Source organism: Bauldia litoralis, assembly GCF_900104485.1.
Classification (GTDB): Bacteria; Pseudomonadota; Alphaproteobacteria; order Rhizobiales; family Kaistiaceae; genus Bauldia; species Bauldia litoralis.
Window position 1 is genome coordinate 275,156 of sequence record NZ_FMXQ01000007.1, and the last position, 17,527, is coordinate 292,682.

15 protein-coding genes are annotated in these 17,527 nt (G+C 65.4%); 14 read left to right on the top strand and 1 reads right to left on the bottom strand.

Going from position 1 to position 17,527, the window contains the following annotated elements; genetic code table 11:
- The first annotated feature begins 16 nt into the window (after positions 1 to 16).
- The 13 genes from BLT60_RS17580 to BLT60_RS17640 all read left to right on the top strand — a co-directional run bounded on the left by BLT60_RS17580 (position 17) and on the right by BLT60_RS17640 (position 14,031).
- Positions 17 to 1,276, top strand: coding sequence for an ABC transporter substrate-binding protein (locus BLT60_RS17580; RefSeq protein WP_175478504.1), 1,260 nt, complete (start codon positions 17 to 19; stop codon positions 1,274 to 1,276).
- A gap of 56 nt (positions 1,277 to 1,332) precedes the next feature.
- Positions 1,333 to 2,046 (top strand): ABC transporter ATP-binding protein, encoded by a 714-nt coding sequence (locus BLT60_RS17585; RefSeq protein WP_090878361.1) that lies wholly within the window; start codon positions 1,333 to 1,335, stop codon positions 2,044 to 2,046.
- Between the two features lie 48 nt (positions 2,047 to 2,094).
- Positions 2,095 to 3,087, top strand: coding sequence for an aromatic ring-hydroxylating oxygenase subunit alpha (locus BLT60_RS17590; protein WP_090878363.1), 993 nt, complete (start codon positions 2,095 to 2,097; stop codon positions 3,085 to 3,087).
- A 16-nt stretch (positions 3,088 to 3,103) separates the two neighbouring features.
- Positions 3,104 to 4,060, top strand: coding sequence for a PDR/VanB family oxidoreductase (locus tag BLT60_RS17595; RefSeq protein ID WP_090878365.1), 957 nt, complete (start codon positions 3,104 to 3,106; stop codon positions 4,058 to 4,060).
- 93 nt (positions 4,061 to 4,153) lie between these two features.
- Positions 4,154 to 5,002 carry a cyclase family protein gene (locus tag BLT60_RS17600; protein WP_175478505.1) on the top strand — a complete coding sequence of 283 codons (849 nt, stop codon included), beginning with the start codon at positions 4,154 to 4,156 and terminating at the stop codon, positions 5,000 to 5,002.
- Between the two features lie 89 nt (positions 5,003 to 5,091).
- Positions 5,092 to 5,628, top strand: a complete 537-nt coding sequence (locus BLT60_RS17605; RefSeq protein ID WP_090878369.1) for a carboxymuconolactone decarboxylase family protein — start codon at positions 5,092 to 5,094, stop codon at positions 5,626 to 5,628.
- Positions 5,629 to 5,682: 54 nt separating this feature from the next.
- Positions 5,683 to 6,873: an oxidoreductase gene (locus BLT60_RS17610; RefSeq protein ID WP_090878371.1), complete on the top strand. Its 1,191-nt coding sequence runs from the start codon at positions 5,683 to 5,685 to the stop codon at positions 6,871 to 6,873.
- 120 nt (positions 6,874 to 6,993) lie between these two features.
- On the top strand, positions 6,994 to 8,073 hold the full coding sequence (locus tag BLT60_RS17615) for a BMP family ABC transporter substrate-binding protein (RefSeq protein ID WP_175478506.1): 1,080 nt from the start codon (positions 6,994 to 6,996) through the stop codon (positions 8,071 to 8,073).
- Positions 8,070 to 9,575 carry an ABC transporter ATP-binding protein gene (locus tag BLT60_RS17620; protein WP_090878375.1) on the top strand — a complete coding sequence of 502 codons (1,506 nt, stop codon included), beginning with the start codon at positions 8,070 to 8,072 and terminating at the stop codon, positions 9,573 to 9,575. The genes BLT60_RS17615 and BLT60_RS17620 overlap by 4 nt, the downstream gene beginning before the upstream one ends.
- Positions 9,572 to 10,657, top strand: a complete 1,086-nt coding sequence (locus BLT60_RS17625) for an ABC transporter permease (RefSeq protein WP_090878377.1) — start codon at positions 9,572 to 9,574, stop codon at positions 10,655 to 10,657. Before BLT60_RS17620 ends, BLT60_RS17625 begins: the two co-directional genes overlap by 4 nt.
- Complete coding sequence (locus BLT60_RS17630) at positions 10,654 to 11,580, top strand: ABC transporter permease (protein WP_090878379.1); 927 nt, start codon at positions 10,654 to 10,656, stop codon at positions 11,578 to 11,580. Before BLT60_RS17625 ends, BLT60_RS17630 begins: the two co-directional genes overlap by 4 nt.
- Positions 11,581 to 11,596: 16 nt before the next feature.
- Entirely contained in the window at positions 11,597 to 12,280 is a 684-nt protein-coding gene (locus BLT60_RS17635; RefSeq protein WP_090878381.1) for a cysteine hydrolase family protein, read from the top strand.
- A gap of 173 nt (positions 12,281 to 12,453) precedes the next feature.
- A complete protein-coding gene (locus tag BLT60_RS17640) occupies positions 12,454 to 14,031 on the top strand; it encodes an alkaline phosphatase D family protein (RefSeq protein ID WP_090878383.1) in 1,578 nt (525 codons plus the stop codon).
- A 67-nt stretch (positions 14,032 to 14,098) separates the two neighbouring features.
- Here the strand turns inward: BLT60_RS17640 and BLT60_RS17645 are convergent, their stop codons facing one another.
- Positions 14,099 to 15,445, bottom strand: coding sequence for a DUF2235 domain-containing protein (locus BLT60_RS17645; RefSeq protein ID WP_175478507.1), 1,347 nt, complete (start codon positions 15,443 to 15,445; stop codon positions 14,099 to 14,101).
- Here BLT60_RS17645 and BLT60_RS17650 point away from each other — a divergent pair.
- Positions 15,413 to 17,527: a molybdopterin-containing oxidoreductase family protein gene (locus BLT60_RS17650; RefSeq protein ID WP_090878387.1), complete on the top strand. Its 2,115-nt coding sequence runs from the start codon at positions 15,413 to 15,415 to the stop codon at positions 17,525 to 17,527. The genes BLT60_RS17645 and BLT60_RS17650 overlap by 33 nt on opposite strands.

A 17,527-nucleotide genomic window follows, 5' to 3' on the forward strand; every position in this document is an offset into this window, starting at 1 on the left:
AACAGGAGATGCACCTATGACTGCCATTTTGAAGACCAACCGGCGGCGCTGCCTTGCGCTGATCGGTGCTGTTGGACTGGCCCTGGCCGCCCCGTCTGTCGCTCTCGCGCAGGATGGGGAGCCGGTGAAGATGGGCCTGCTCGTCGGCCTCAGCGGCGACATGGGCCCCTGGGCGCCCGCCCTCAACAACGCGGCGATCCTCGCCGTCGAGGAGATCAATGCCGACGGCGGGATTCTCGGCCGGCCGGTGACGCTGATCGCCGAGGACAACAACTCGACCGTTGACGGCGCGATGCGCGGCGCGACCAAACTGGTCAGCGTCGATGGTGTCAGCGTCATCATCGGGCCGGAGAGCGATCCGATCGTCGCGCTCCGTGGCTATGCCAAGGACAACAAGATCCCGGTCATCTCGACGTCGGGCGGTACCGAAGCCCTCGACGACGCCGGCGGCACCGGGACCTACATCTATCGCACCAACGCCTCGGACAGCTTCCTCGGCGTGGTCCATGCCAAGATGCTCCTCGACGAGATCAAGCAGGACGAGGTGGTTCTGGTCGTCGAGAATCTCGAAGGCACCAAGAGCGGGGCCGAGACCTTCAAGCGGGCCTACGAGCGCCTCGGTGGCACGATCACCAAGGAAATCACCCTGGCGCCAGGGCAGACCAGCTACCTGTCCGAACTGGCCGACGTCGCGTCCGCCGAGCCCGAGATGGTCTTCCTTGCCGTTGGCCAGACTGCCGGCGTGAACTTCGTCAAGCAGGCTTACCAGCGCGGCTATGAGTGGGACTACTGGGTCACGGCCGAGCTGCAGTCGCCGGACTTCGTCAACGCGGTCGGGGCCGAGGTCGCCGCCGGTGCGATGAACCCGGTTTCGAGCCAGGTCGAAGGCGCCAAGAGCTGGGAGCGCTTCTCCGACGCCTACGAGGCACGTTTCGGCGAGAAGCCGGAGCCGGGCTTCTACCAGGCCGAGACCTACGACGCCTTCATCGCGGTCGCGCTCGCCATGGAAGCGGCCGGCGAGACCACGGGCGAGGCGGTTGACGCCAACCTGATCAAGGTTTCGGGCCCTGGCGGCAAGTCAGTCATCTCCTTCGCGGACGGCGTCGCGGCGCTGAAGGCGGGCGAGGAGATCGACTACGAGGGTGCCTCGGGCAAGCTCGATTTCGACGAGCATGGCAACGTCACCATCCCCGCCACGCGTTTGCTGAAGGTCAGCGAAGACGGTGAGTGGGAGACGGTGACGATCGTCGACTCCAGCGCCTTCCCGGCGAACTGATCCAGAGCCAGGGCGCATATCCTGCGCCCTGGCTTACCCCCCATGCGAGGACCGGCATGACTGCGCTTCTGACGATCGACAATCTTGTCGCCGGATACGGCAAGCTACCGGTTCTGCATGGAATTTCGCTCCAGGTGAACGAGGGGCGGATGGTCGCGATCATCGGCCCGAATGGTGCGGGGAAGACGACCCTGACCCGATCGGTGATGAATCTCGTCAATGTCATGTCCGGGCGGGTGTCCTTCGCCGGGCAGGAGATTACCGGTCTTCCCACCCAGGAAATCGCCCGTTGCGGCATCGGCTTCGTGCCGCAGACCCGGAATGTATTTGGCAGTCTCAGTGTCCAGGAAAACCTGGAGATGAGCTGCACCCCTTTGCCCCGCGCGCGCCATCGCAGCGCGATCGACGCCGTCTACGACCGGTTCCCGCGCCTCGTCGCGCGGCGCAGCCAGGCCGGCCGGTCCCTGTCGGGCGGGGAGCGGCAGATGCTGGCCATCGGGTCGGCGCTGCTGGCCGAACCCCGCATGCTGATCCTTGACGAGCCGGTCACCGGTCTGTCGCCGCACCTGACCGACGAAGTGTCCCGCGGCATCGCGGCAATCAAGGAAACCGGCGTGACCGTCATCTGGGTGGTGGAGGAGAATCCGCAACAGGTGATCGCGCTGTCCGACGAGGTCGCCGTGATGCAGACCGGGACCATCGCGCTGCAAAAGCCGTCGGCCGAGATCCTCGCGGCCGATAATTTCCGCGAACTGTTTCTCGGCGTCTGAGAGGCGCGCGGACGCTCGCTCGGCCCCAGTGCAGCAGGAGAGAATAAAATGCTCGATATGTTGCGCCCCTATTGGCATCCGATCTCCCGCGACAGCGATGTCGGCATGGAGCCGACACGCTACACATTGTTGGGCGAACACCTGGTCGTCTGGCGTCCTTCGCCCGAAGGCGATGTGGTCGTGATGAAGGACCTGTGCATCCATCGTGGCGCCGCGCTGTCGGCGGGCGCGGTCGTCGATGGCACCATCAAGTGCGCCTATCACGGCTGGCGCTACCGGGCCGACGGAGGCTGCGCCCACATCCCGTCACTTCCCGAGGGGGCGCCGATCCCCGCCAAGGCGCGGGCGATCGCCTACGCGAGCCGGTCGGCCTACGGGCTGATCTGGGTCTGTCTCGGCGAAACGCCGGCGCCCTTTCCGGGGTTTCTCGAAACGGTGTGGGACAACCCGGACTACCGGTCGGTCTATGTCGCTCGCTACGACTGGAACGCGTCCGCGGCGCGGGTCGCTGAGAACGCGATGGACTTCTCGCATTTCAACTTCGTCCACAAGGGCTACACGGAACTTGCCGACGGACCGGTGATCAAGCCTTTCGAGGTCGCCCGGCAGGACCAGGGCTTTGCCTACGCCTATGACGACGGCCACCTGCTGCGCGAATATGTCATCGAGTTCCCCTTCCTCGTCCATGATCGCAAGGGGGTGTTGAATCCCGAGGGCGGTGCGACGTGGTCGGACTCGGACAATGCGCGGGCAGGGGATGTGACGCTGCTCAGCTTCCTGGCGACGCCGGTGGACGAGACTCTCACCCACATCCACGTGCTGGTCACCCGCAACCACGCCCTCGACCGCGACGATGCCGAATTCACCGGCGGGTTCGACACGGTGATGGAACAGGACCGTGTCATCGTCGAGGGACAGCGGCCGGAACAGATCCCGGTCGACATCAAGGAAGAACTTCACCTGCGTCTGCCCGACGCCGCTTCCATCCTCTATCGGCGGATGCTTCGCGAACTGAACCTGCCCGCAAGCTACATGCCGTGATCCGGATGGGTTCGTGATGTCCGGGTTCCTCGACCTTCGCGTCGTCGGTGTACGCGATCTGACGGAACACGTCCGCCTTTTCGAACTGGTGTCCGCCGACCCGACGCGGGCGTTGCCGCCCTTCACCGCCGGCGCGCATGTCATCGTCGCCTTGCCGTCCGGACTTGAACGGCAATATTCGCTCTGCAACGACCCGGTCGATGCCGGGCGTTATGTGATCGCGGTCAAGCGGGAGGATGCGGGGCGAGGTGGCTCACGGGAGATGCATCGGGTGCTTGCCGCAGGCACCCAGGTGCGGATTCGAGCCCCGGCGAACCAGTTTCCCCTGGACGATGGCGCGTCGGAGGCGCTTCTGCTTGCCGGTGGGATCGGCATCACGCCCATTCTCTCGATGCGGCGCGTCCTGGCGCGGCTGGGGCGGCCCTATCGGCTGATCTATCTCGTCCGCAACCGCGACGAGGCGGCATTCGTTGACGAACTCGCCGACGACCTCGCCTCCGGCATGGCGCAGCTCCACGTTGACGATGAAGCGGGCGGTTTTTTCCCGGTCGCCGATGTCCTGGCCGCGGTGAAGGACGGGACGCACGTCTATTGCTGCGGTCCGACTCCGCTGATGCGCGAGGTCGAACGGACCGGCGGCTGTGCCGGCATCCCGCCAGCCGCGCTTCATTTCGAATGGTTCACCAACGCCGAACAACCGACGGCGCAGGACCGGCCTTTCCAGGTGACCCTGGCCCAGAGTGGCCTCAGCCTCGAAATACCGGTTGGACGGAGCATTCTCGACGTGGTGCTCGAAGCGGGCATTGACGCCGACTACAGCTGCGGCGAAGGCACCTGCGGCACCTGTGTCGTCCGCCTCCTTGAGGGCAAGGCGGACCACCGCGACACGGTGCTGACCGCCGGGGAACGGGAAACCCACGTGGCAATCTGCCGGTCCCGGGCGCGCGGCGCCGGGCTGACGATTGACCTCTGAGAATTTAGCATTGATAATCTAATTTTAACACGGTTAATGTCGCTGCGACCGACGCTGTTCGCGCATTCGACCCGCAATCTGGAGAGAGTTTCGATGAAAATCACCGACATGACCCACATGATGAATATCCATACGCCGGGCTGGGTCGGCTATGCGGGCAACAAGATGTACTACGCGCAGAATCTGCAGACCAAGCAGATCGTGGCGCAGCGGATCGACATGGCGCTGCACAGCGGCACCCACATCGACGGCGCGATGCACGGCGCGGACGGCATGGGGGACATGGCGTCCTACTCCATGGACTTCCTCGTCTCGCCGGGTGCGGTGGTCGATATCTCCGAGCACATGGACGACTGGGCGGTCATCACGCCCGAGATGATCGAGAGCGCGCCGGTCGAGGTGAAGGAGGGCGACATTCTCATCCTCCACACCGGCTGGCATCGCTACTGGGAAGGGCAGCCGCAGCAGGATCTCATCCGCTATTTCTGCATGCATCCCGGCGGCAAGATGGAACTGCTGCAGTGGATGCTCGACAAGAAGATCAAGTGGTTCGGCGTCGACTGCGGCTCGGGCGATCATGCGATGAATACCTCGATCCGCCACATGCGTCCCGATCTCGCCAAGCGCTTCGAGAAGAAGGTCGGCATGACCTGCGACGAGTTCTTCGGCGAATACACCTACACCCACAACAGGTCGGGCCGTGAGGTCACGGAGAACATCTTCCCCTTCCACAGCTACGCTCTCCAGGAAGGGCTGATCCACGCCGAGAATGTCGGTGGCGACATCGAGCTCTGCCTCAACAAGCGCGGGATCATTGGCGCATATCCGTGGCGCTACGACGGGCTGGAGGCCAGCCCCTGCCGCATTCTCCTGATGGAGGATGTCGAGGAGAAGGTCGAAGCCATCGGCGATGTCGCCAACGCGATCTTCGATCGGCGCTGACGTCAGGCAACAAAGGTCCGGGTCGACCGGCTCGGACCGGCAAGCATGCCGGGCGCGCGACAGCGCCCGGTCGCGGTTCGGAGGGGCGGATGCTGATCGGCGCGCGCGACATCGATGAAATGACGGCGGAGCAGCGCGCAACGCACGACCGCATTGCGTCCGGACCGCGTGGCGGCGTGCCGCATCCCTTCCTGGCGATGCTCGATGCACCGCACTTCGCCGAGGCGATCCAGTCGGTTGGCGAGGCCATCCGGTTTCACGGCGTTCTCGACCAGCGCCACCGCGAGATCGCCATCCTGGCGGCGGCCGCCGCCTTCGGCTCGGGCTACGAATGGACCTACCACGAGGCGATTGCCCGCGAGCTCGGCCTGAGCGACGCGGAACTAGCCGCCGTTCGCGATGGTTCGGGCACCGGGCTTCCGGACGTTGAGCAGGCGATCGTCGGCTTCGTCTTCAAGGCGGTGCGCGACCGGCAGTCGGACCAGGATGTGCTGGCGCGGCTGTCCGCTGAACTTGGACGCGCGGCGGCGACGGAGATCGTGACGATCGCCGGCTATTATCCGCTTCTGGCCCTTTTCCTGTCGGCGGGCGAGCTCGACCAGCCAATGCCGACGGATACGCCGTAGCCTACGAACGACAGCGCGATCCCGGCGTCCCGGGGTGTGAAAACGGAGAGCCTGATGGTTGCGACGGTTCTTCAGGAAGGCAGGATCGGGACGCTTGTCCTGAAGAACAGGATCGTTCGCGCCGCGACGTCCGAGACGATGGCAAGCGCCGAGGGACTGGTCTCGGATCGGCTTGTCGCCTTCTACGAAGACCTCGCCCGTGGCGGCGCCGGCCTGATCATCACCGGTCACATCTACGTCGACCGGCGCGGGCAATACACACCGTTCCAGACCGGTATCCACGATGACGCCTGCATCGCGGGGCTGCGGCGGCTCGTCGATGCCGTGCACGCCCAAGGGGGAACGATCTTCGCCGAACTCGCCCATGCCGGCAGCCAGGGGACGGTCCCCGGCGTCACGCCGGTCGCCCCGTCGGTCGTTGCCAATGCGATTTTCGGAACGGAGCCGGACGAACTGACCGCCGACGATATCGAGCAACTGGTCATGGCTTTTCGCCAGGGGGCGCGGCGTGCGATCGCGGCGGGTTTTGACGGCATTCACCTTCACGGCGGCAATGGCTACCTGATTTCGCAATTTCGCTCGCCCCTGACCAATCTGAGAAACGACGCCTGGGGCGGCAGCGCCGAGAACCGAAACAGGTTCTTCATCCGGGTCTACGAGGCGGTTCGCGACGAAGTCGGCGACGACGTCCCGGTCACGGCGCGGATCGGCATGGCGGATGTCGATCCCGCGGGACTGCCGGTCGAGGAAAGCGTCGCACTGGTTCGCGAACTCGAGCGGCGCGGCCTCGACGCGGTGGAGGTCACCTACAACGTGATGAACACCTACCGCGACAACATACGGCCCTATGTCGGCGTGCGCTTCGGTCGGGCGCTGCGCCACCTGGCTTTCGGGGCAGTCGGCCGGCCCTATGTCGAGGAGGCCTACTATCGCCCCTTCGCGCAGGCGGTCAAAGCAGGCGGCGCGTCGCTGCCGGTCATTCTCGTCGGTGGGGTGCGGTCGACGGCGATGATGGACGAGTTGATCGGTTCGGGGGATACGGACTTCGTCGCGATGGCCCGGCCGTTCATCCGCGAGCCCGACATTGCGCGCCAGATCGTCGAGGGCCGGGTCGGGCCGGTGGACTGCGTCTCCTGCAACCTGTGCCTGATGCACGAGGGCCGTCAGAGCCTGCGATGCTGGCGAAGGACGTGGCCGGACCTGCTCCGTCACGTCCGCCTGCACTATGGGCCGGGTCGCGGGTAAGGCGTTGCGCGCCCCGCCTGCAACTTGATTATGTTCAAATACATTTTGACATAAGGAAAAAATATGTCCTTAATTTCCGATTGCCGCAGTTCCCGCGGCAATGGGAGGAGAGGAACCACCATGCTGAATTCCCGCGTTACGATAGGGTCTGTCCTTGTCGCCAGCGCCGCAGCGCTTTGCGTGCCAGGTGCCGCGTCGGCCGAGGATCCCCAGGCGGCTTTCATTTATGTCGGACCGGTCGGAGACGCCGGCTGGACCTACCGCCATGATGTTGCGCGCCAGTGCATCGAAGCTGAAGGCACGAAGACCGCGTTCGTCGAGACGGTGCCGGAGACGCCGGACGTGCTGAACGTCGAGAACGACTTCCTGTCGCAGGGCTACAACATGATCTTCGCGACGGCGTTCGGCTACCAGCCCTTCACGCAGCAGGTTGCTGTCGCCAATCCCGACAAATATTTCTTCGGCATCACCCCGACGATTGCGCCGGCCGACAACATCCTGAATTTCTACGGCAAGCTCTGGGACGGTCGCTATCTCACCGGGATGGTCGCCGGGAGCATGACCGAGACGAACAAGATCGGGTTCGTCGCCGCCCAACCGATCCCGACCGTGATCGCCGGCCTCAACGCGTTCACCCTGGGGGCACGCTCGGTCAATCCCGATGTCACAGTCGAAGTCGTCTGGACGCTGTCCTGGTACGATCCGTCGGCCGAGAAGCAGGCCGCCGTTGCGCTGGTCGAAAACGGCGCCGACGTCATCGCCCAGCATCAGGATACGCCGTCGGCAGTGCAGGGCGCGGCCGAAAGCGGCGCATGGGCCATCGGCTCGGAATCCGACATGACCTCCTTCGCGCCCGAAAAGGTCCTGACCGGGACGGTGTGGGACTGGTGCCCCTTCTACAAGAGCGCCGTCGACATGGTGAAGAACGGGACGTTCGAGCCGGGCGAGTTCTATGGCGGGCTGGATGACGGAACGGTTTCGATCGCGCCGATCAACGCCGCCGTATCCGATGAGATCAAGGCCAAGGTCGCGGAGACCGAGGCGGCTCTGGCGTCCGGCAGCTTCGACTACTGGGCGGGGCCGATCAAGGACAACGAAGGCGCCACGGTCGTCGCCGAAGGCGCGACACTGGGCATCGCCGATATCAACGGCATGGGTTGGCTGGTTGAAGGTGTGTCGGGCAGTCTCCCGACGAAATGAGCGCCTTCAAAACGGAGCGCGCCACACCGGTGCATCCGCTGGTCAGGCTTCGAGGCGTGTCAAAGCGCTTCGGTGACGTGCTTGCGAATGACGGTGTGTCGTTCGACGTGCCTCGCGGTTCCGTTCTCGCCCTTGTCGGCGAGAACGGAGCCGGCAAGTCGACCACGATGAACATTCTCTCCGGTCTCTATCTGCCCGACGCCGGGCAGATAGAAGTCGATGGGCAGGCCCTGGCGCTCGGTTCGCCGAAGGCGTCGCTGGCGGCGGGCATCGGCATGGTCCACCAGCAGTTTCGCCTCGTCGAAACGCTGACGGGCTTCGAGAACATCTCGCTGGCCATCGACCGCGGCCGCTTTCTTCAGCGGCGGAGCGCAGACGATGCGCTGCGCCAGCAAATGCACGACCTGGGTTTCGACCTCGATCTGACGGTGCCGGTCTGGCAGTTGTCGCTGGCCAGACGCCAGCAACTCGAGATCCTCCGGGTGCTCTCGGCCGGTGCGCGCGTCCTGGCGCTGGACGAACCGACATCCGTTCTCTCGCCGATCGAGACGCAGGGCCTTTTCGCGATCATCGAGAAGATTGCAGCGTCCGGACGCTCGGTCGTGCTGATCAGCCACAAGCTTTCCGAGATTCTCGGTGTCGCGCGCGACATCGTGGTGATGCGCGGGGGCAGGGTGGTGCATGTCGGCCTGGCAAAAGACAGCGATCCCGACAGCCTGGCGCGGCACATCGTCGGGGACCGGCGGTTCACCACAGAGGCGCGACCGGCAACCCGGCGGGGGGACGTCGTCCTGACCGTCGACAAGCTCAGCGTCGCCGACCATCGCGGCGCGCGCGTCGTTCGGGACGTCGCCTTCAAGGCCCATCGGGGTGAAGTGGTGGCCATGATCGGCGTTACCGGCAACGGACAGACCGAACTCATGGAGACGATCGGTGGCCTGCGGAAACCACTGTCGGGGAGGATCGAGTCCCCGCAGCTGAACGGCAGGCGACATTTCGCCTATATCCCGGCTCAACATCTGGGCACCGGTCTCGCCCCGGGTCTGACCGTCCGGGAGAATGCGCTGCTCGGGCGTCAATTCCTGCCGGCATTCGGTCCCTGGCTCCGTCGCCGGGCCGTCGATGCCAATGCGCGGGAGGTCATCGCCCGCTTTGGCGTGAAGATCGCGGACAACGCGCCGGTCCGTCGCCTGTCCGGCGGCAACCTGCAGCGGATCGTGCTCGGCCGCGAGTTGCAGGACGATCCGAAACTGATCATTGCCGACTATCCGACCCGTGGGCTCGACGTCGCTTCGGCCGCGCAGATTCGGTCGGCACTGATCGCCGCCGCCGCTGCAGGCGCTGCCGTCCTGATGTCGAGCGAGGAACTGGAAGAGTCGCTGTCCATGGCGACCCGCGTGCTGGTCATGCATTCCGGCGCGATCGTCGCCGACCTTCCTGCCGAGGAAGCCGATCTGGAGACCATTGGCCGGCTGATGATCGGGGGACGGGAAGCCGCATGAATCTCACCATGCCGTTTCGGCTGGAGCCAGTGCTCGATGAACCACGGCGGGGGCAGGCGGCCATTCGTCTGGCGGTTGGCGCCTGCGTCGCGTTGCTGGTGGGTGCCGCCCTGCTGCTGGCGTCCGGGTATGACCCGGTCGTTGCCTACTCGGCACTGGCGCGCGGCGCCTTCGGTTCGATGAATGCAATTTCGGGGACCATCAACAAGGCGGTTCCGATCGGGCTTTGCGCCATCGGCATTGCCTTCGCCTACCGCGCCCGGCTCTGGAATATCGGCGCGGAGGGACAGCTTTATTTCGGCGCTTTCGGCGCCGCGGGCGTCGGGTTGTTCCTGCCACCGTCCACGCCGCCGGTCGTCGCGCTGCCGCTGGTTCTCCTGGCCGGGATGCTCGGGGGCGGGCTCTGGGCTTTCATCGCCGCTGCCCTCAAGGCCTACCGCGGCGTCAATGAAATCCTCACCACGCTGATGCTCAACTACGTCGCGATCCTCTGGGTCGCCTATCTGGTCACCGGGCCGTGGTCCGATCCCCTGGCCTACTCGTTTCCCTACTCCGCGCCGATCATCGCGAACGCCCAACCCGGTCGCGTGTTTGCCGGTATTCATCCCGGGATCATCGTGCTGGTCGCCGCCAGTCTCGGGTTGTGGTGGCTCGATCGGTCGTCGCGGCTTGGCTTCAACCTTCGCGTCGCTGGCGACGCCCCCCGCGCGGCCCTTTATGGCGGCGTGAACCACCGGACGGTCACCCTGGTGGCGCTGACCGGCGCCGGGGCACTCGCCGGGCTGGCCGGAGCGATCGAGATTGCCGGATCGACGACGCGTCTTCAGTCCGGGCTGTCTCCCGGTTACGGATTCATCGCGATCCTGGTGGCCTGGCTGGCGCAGGGGCGTCCGCTGGCGATCGTCTTCGCCGCGCTGATCTATTCAGGTCTTCTCAACGGTGGCTTTGCGCTTCAGGTGTCGAGCATTCCGCCAGCCACGGGCACGATTCTCCAGGCAGTCCTGCTTCTCTGCTTTCTTGCGGCGGCGACATTCGGGAAATATCGCATCCGACGGGTGCCAGCGTCTCAGGGCAGTCCATGAATCCCGAATTGCTTCTTGCCGCTGCGATCATCGCCGGCACGCCGATCCTCTTCGCCGCGCTCGGCGAGTTGCTGAGCGAGCGGGCGGGGGTGATCAATCTTGGCCTGGAGGGGACCATGCTGGTCGGCGCGGTCGCCGGCTTCGCCGCGACGACGCAGACCGGCTCAGCCTGGTTCGGAACCGCCTTTGCCGCCTTCGCCGCCGGTCTCTTCGGCCTGCTCTTCGCCTTCCTGGTCATCACCCTGCGGATGAACCAGATCGTCACCGGCCTGGCCTTCACCATTCTGGGCGGGGGGCTGTCGGCCTATCTGGGAAAGCCCTTCATCGGCAAGCCGGTGGCGGATGTGATGGCCAAGCCGGACTTCGGTGCTCTCGCCGATCTGCCCTTCGTCGGGCCGGCCTTCTTCCGGCACGATGCCTTGGTCTATCTCGCCGTCATTCTTGCCATCGCTGTATCCTTCTACATCTGGCGGACGCGCTACGGACTGATCCTCCGCTCGCTCGGCGAAAGCCCCGATGTCGTGGATACGCTTGGCATGAACGTCACGCTTCTGCGCTACGTCTACGTGGTGGTCGGGACGGCATTTGCCGGGCTCGGCGGGGCGTATCTGTCACTCGTCTACACGCCCTCCTGGATCGAGAACATGACCGCCGGGCGGGGCTGGATAGCGCTCGCCCTGGTGATTTTCGCCAGCTGGCGGCCGATGTGGCTGCTGGCGGGGGCCTATCTGTTCGGCCTTGTGGACGCGTTGAGATTTCGAATGCAGATCGGCGGGGACGCGCTCATCTCCCCGTACTTCCTCAACATGCTGCCTTACGTGGCGACGATCGTCGTGCTGGTCCTGATGAGCAGCAACAGGTCACGCCTGAAGTTCGGCGCACCGGCCGCCCTCGGCACCGCCTACGATCGTGAAAGACGCTGAAACGGAGAATGCTTCGATGGAGTCCTATGTCTACGGCGTTCGTCGCGCCCTGCCGCCCGAGTTTCAGGAGTTCAACGACCTGAAGCACACCGCGATCCTCTCGATCGACATGCACCAGGGCCATCTGGCCGACACGCCGGATTGCCCCTGTCCGGCGCCGCGTGGCCGGGAGATCATCGCACCGGTCGATGAATTCCATGCCTCGGCCCGGAAAACCGGCGTACCGGTCATCCATATCCGCAGCGTCCTTCGCAAGAATGGCGTCGACGACATCAAGGGTGTCAAGTCGGCCTGGCGGATGACGTTTCCGCTGCATGTCGGCGACATCCCCAATGCCGACGAGCATGCGATCGAGGGTAGCCGGTGGACCGAATTCGTCACGGAAGTCGGCCCGGACGATCTGGTTGTGAGCGGCAAGAAACGGCTGTCGCCGTTCTTCGCGACCGATCTCGACTTCCTGCTGCGCCAGATGGGAACGAAGGTTGTTGTCATCGATGGCGGCATGACCGATTGCTGCATCCTCAATGCGGCGTTTGATGCCAGCAACCTTGGCTATCGCGTCATCGTCGCACGCGATCTGGTGCGCGGCACGGACGAGCACCTCGAGGATGCCGCGCTGGCGATGGTTTCGCTTCATCTCGGCCTCGTCATGGACGCGGCGGATATCGATGCGATGTGGCGGGACGGCGTCGCCGGCTAGCGGTTTGCTGTCGTGTCGGAGGGGGGGCGAGGGCGGCGCGCGCTGCTGGACACGACCAGTCGCGGTCCTTCTCTGGAATTCATCAAAACGTCGCCTCGGGGATACGTCCTTGTTACGCTCGTCCGGCATGTCCCGGTTCGCGTGAAATGCACGTGACCCCTGAGGAGCTTTCCATGACGAAACTGGTTGCAGTGAGCCGCCGCGGATTCCTGGCGTCGGCCGGCGCCGCGGGCCTTGTTGCCGCGTCCGGCATCGCGATGCCGTTCTACTCCCGGGCCGCCGCCCGGCCGAGCTTCACCCATGGCGTCCAGTCCGGCGACGTCGATGTCGAATCCGGCATGGTCTGGACCCGCGCCGACCGGCCGTCGCGCGTGATGTTCGAGGTCTCGACCCGCGAGGACTTCGCCAACGCGGTGAAGCTTCCCTCGCTCGACGCGCTTCCGGAGAGCGACTTTGCCGTCAAGCGGCTCCTCACCGGGCTTTTCGCCGACCAGGACATCTTCTACCGGCTGACGCTGGCCGACCTCGCCGACATCAACGTCACCTCCGAGCCGATCGTCGGTCACTTCAAGACCGCGCCGGCCTCCCGCCGCAACGTCAGGTTCGTCTGGTCGGGCGATACCGTCGGCCAGGGCTGGGGCATCGACACCGACCGCGGCGGCATGAAGACCTACGCGACGATGACCAGGCACGCGCCCGATTTCTTCCTGCATTCCGGCGACACGATCTATGCCGACGGCCCGCTCAAGGAGACGGTGGAACTGGCGGACGGCACGGTGTGGAAGAACATCGTCACGCCGGAGAAGTCGAAGGTCGCCGAGACCCTCGACGAGTATCGCGGCCAGTGGAAATACAACATGCTCGACGAGCATGTGCTGGCGATGAACGCGCAGATTCCGACCTTCTTCCAGTGGGACGACCACGAGGTGGTCAACAACTGGTCGAGCGCCAAGGACCTCACCGGCGACGACCGCTACGCCGAGAAGAACATCCACCTGCTGGCGGCGCGCGCCGGCCGCGCCTTCCACGAGATGACGCCGATCCGCTACCAGCCGGCCGAGCCCGGCCGGGTCTATCGCAAGATCGGCTATGGCCCGCTGCTCGACGTTTTTTTCCTCGACCTGCGCAGCTATCGCGGCGGCAATGGCCCGTCGATGGAAGAGACGCTGACGCCCGAGGCGCGGATCCTCGGCGCCGAGCAGGTCAAGTGGCTGAAACGCGAGCTGGCCAACTCGCAGGCGACCTGGAAGGTCATCGCCTGCGACATGCCGCTCGGCCTTGTCGTCTGGGACAACTGGGCCGACAGCGCCGGCGCGGAAGCCGTCGCCAATGGCGACGACGGTCCGGCGAAGGGTCGCGAGCTGGAGATCGCCGATCTCCTCCGCTTCATCAAGAACGCCGGCATCACCAACACCGTCTGGATGACCGCCGACGTGCATTACACCTCGGCGCATTACTACGATCCGTCAAAGGCGCAGTTCCAGGACTTCGAGCCGTTCTGGGAATTCGTCTCTGGCCCGCTGCATGCCGGCACCTTCGGACCGAACGGCCTCGACATGACCTTCGGACCCGAGGTCAAGTATGTGAAGGCGCCGACGGAAGAGCAGGGCGCCAACCTGCCGCCGTCGATGGGGCTGCAGTTCTTCGGCATCGTCGACATCGACGGCCAGAGCGAGCAGTTGACCGTCCGCCTCATGGATGCCGACGACACCGAGCTCTACAAGGTGACTCTGGATCCGAAGCGCGGCTGACGAACGGCCACGGGTCTTTCGGAACAAGAAAGGATGGCGGGGTGACCCGCCATCCACGCACCGTTTCTCAATCCAGAACGTCCGCCACCGCCGACAGGGATTGTGGACGGTAGAGTTCCTTTTCGGGAAGCGCGTTCGCGGGTTCCTTCCACCGCTTTCGGGCGCTTTCGGAGACGTCGGCGACAATCCTCGGTCCGGCGCGCGGTCGCCGCGACATGAAATTCGTGATGCTGAAGCGCTTGGGCTTGCCGGTCAGGGCTGCCCGGTGATTGGCTGCGCTGCGGGCCGCGTCGAGCGCCTCCGCCCGGAACGCCAGGCCACTTTCCGCCGCGCCTTCGATCAGCCAGAGCAAGGCATCGCTCGACAGTCCGACCTCCTTCCAGCCGCCGCCGATGGAACTGTGATCGCCGGGAAACCATGTCTGCCGGAAGCGGACGCCGCGTCCATCGGCGAGGGCGGCGTGGTTCAGGTGATCGAGGTTCTTCCAGAGCCCGGGCTCGAATGCGCGCCGGTATTCGTCTAGAGCCAGTGCGTGGCGGGCGGCCCGCACTGTGCTGCTGAGGGCGGCATCGTGAAACCGGTACCGGCCGTTGAACAGTCCGGAGATCCAGTAATGGTTCGGCAGCCCAAGGGCGCCGACCGTGTCCCAGACTCCGAGATACTCGATTTGAAGGGGCTGCGTGCTCGTCACGTCGAAGCCGGGAACATTCTTCTCGCGCCACGTCAGATCGGCGTTGCTTAGGTAGATGCCGGGGCAGACGTCATTGCGGAGAGCGCAGGATTGCGCGGCGTCCGGGTGCGAATCCGCATCGCGTCCGCGGTAGAGCGCAATGGCTTCCCGAATCCGCCGGGCTCGCGATCGCTCGACGATGCCGCAGTTCCTGATCAGGCCGGCCAGCGACCGGGCGGTGTAGGCTCCCCGGGAAAAGCCGAGGATGTAGATCTGGTCGCCGGGATCATAGTTGAACATGAGGAAGCGATAGGCCTGTTCGACCTTGGTCATCAGGCCGGCGCCGAACGCACCGCCGAGCCAGCGGTCGAGGTTGCGGCCAACGGTCGTATTTCCCGATCCGACGCCTTCGTCGTACCAGACGATTTGCCGCGTGCCGTCTTCGGCGGTCGATGTCACGGACTCTGCGAACTTGACGACGTTTGTCGGCTCCGCCGCGTCGAGACGGTTCCAAGTCCCATCGCAGCAAATGACAAGGCGCTTAAAAGAAGCGCGGCGCATGGGTTGCTCCCGACAAACAAAAACAATCATAACGCGAGTCGCAGAGGAAACAACAGCGGCTTGTTGAGGTCCCACTGGTTGTCGTACTGCATCGTTTGACCCGGCCCCGGCGAGGTGCCATGGCAGAGGGGTCAGAGATCGAGGCTGCCGATGAACCGCCCGTTGCCGACCCCCATCGGTCATTCCGCGTGTCCCCATGACTGTCCGTCGACCTGCGCGCTGGAGGTCGACCTGATCGATGGCGGCATCGGCAGGGTTCGCGGGTCGAAGGATCTCGACTACACGGCCGGGGTGATCTGCGCCAAGGTGGCGCGCTACGCCGAGCGGATTCACAATCCGAACCGATTGCTCCATCCCCTTCGGCGCAAAGGGGAAAAGGGCAACCCCGACTGGCGCGATGCCAGCGCATGGGAGCGGATCGGCTGGGACGAGGCGCTCGATATCGTCGCCCAGGCCTTCCTCGATGCAGAGGCGAAGGACGGGGCCGAGGCGGTGTGGCCCTATCACTATGCCGGCACGATGGGGCTGGTGCAGCGGGACGGCATCCACCGGCTCCGCCACGCGAAGCGCTACTCCCGGCAGTTCGACACCATCTGCACCAACCCGGCCTGGGCCGGCTATGCGGCCGGCACCGGGCGACTGGCCGGTCCCGATCCGCGCGAGATGGCCAGGTCCGACCTCGTCGTCATCTGGGGCACCAACGCGGTCGCCACCCAGATCAACGTGATGACCCATGCGATCAAGGCCCGGAAGGAGCGCGGGGCGCGGATCGCGGTGATCGACGTCTACCGCAACGAGACGATGAAGCAGGCCGACATCGCGCTTTGCCTGCGGCCCGGGACCGACGCGGCGCTGGCTTGTGCGGTAATGCATGTCTGCTTCCGCGACGGCCATGCGGATCGCGACTACCTGGCGCGCTATACGGACTGCCCGGAGGAGCTGGAGGCACACCTGGCGACCCGGACGCCGGAATGGGCGGCGGAGATCACCGGGCTTGGCGTCGACGAGATCGAGGCTTTTGCCCTGGCGGTCGGCACGACGAAGCGGACCTATTTCCGGCTCGGCTACGGCTTCACCCGGTCGCGCAACGGCGCGGTGTCGATGCATGCCGCGTCGTCCATCGCCGCGGTCACCGGCGCCTGGCAGCACGAGGGCGGCGGGGCCTTCCACACCAACGGCGCGATCTTCAACCTCGACAAGAGCCTGATCGAGGGCCACGACCGTCTCGACCCGTCGGTTCGGCGGCTGGACCAGTCGCGCATCGGCGCGATCCTTTGCGGCGAGCCGGAGGTGCTGTTCGGCGGTCCGCCGGTGACGGCGATGCTGATCCAGAACACCAACCCGATGTCGGTGGCGCCGGAGCAGGACAAGGTGCGCGCCGGCTTCGCCCGCGACGACCTGTTCGTCTGCGTCCACGAGCAGGTCATGACCGAGACGGCGGCGATGGCCGATATCGTGTTGCCGGCAACGATGTTCCTCGAACACGACGACATCTACCGGGGCGGCGGCCACCAGCACATCCTGCTCGGGCCGAAGCTGGTCGAGCCGCCGGGCGAATGCCGCACCAACCACGCGGTCTTCGCCGGCCTTGCCGACCGTCTCGGCGTCGACCATCCGGGCTTCGGGATGAGCGAGCGCGAGCATATCGACTGGATGCTGCAAAAATCGGGGCGGGGGACGCTGGCCGATCTCGAGACAGCGAAGTGGATCGACTGCCAGCCGGACTTCCGCACGTCGCATTTCCTCGACGGTTTCGGCCATGCCGACGGCAAATTTCATTTCAGGCCGGACTGGCCGCGTGTCGATGCGCCGAACAATGGCCCGATGGGACCGTGGCAGGGACTGCCAGAGCTGCCGGATCACTGCACGGTGATCGAGGAGGCCGACGGCGCCCATCCGTTCCGGCTGGCGACCTCGCCGGCGCGCTCCTTCCTCAATTCGAGCTTCAACGAGACGCCGTCGTCGCGGGCCAAGGAGGGCGGCCGGCCGGAGGTGATGATCCATCCGGAGGATGCCGCCGGGCACGGCATCGCCGATGGCGGGCTGGTGCGGCTCGGCAACCGCCGGGGTGCGGTGACGCTGCATGCGCGGCTGTTCGACGGCGTGCGGCGCGGCGTGCTGGTGTCGGAAGGCGTGTGGCCGAATGCAGCTTTCGCCGACGGCAAGGGGATCAACACGCTGACCGGCGCCGACCCCGTGGCGCCGTTTGGCGGCGCGGCCTTCCACGACAACCGGGTGTGGATCGAGGCGGTCGCGCCGGCCTGA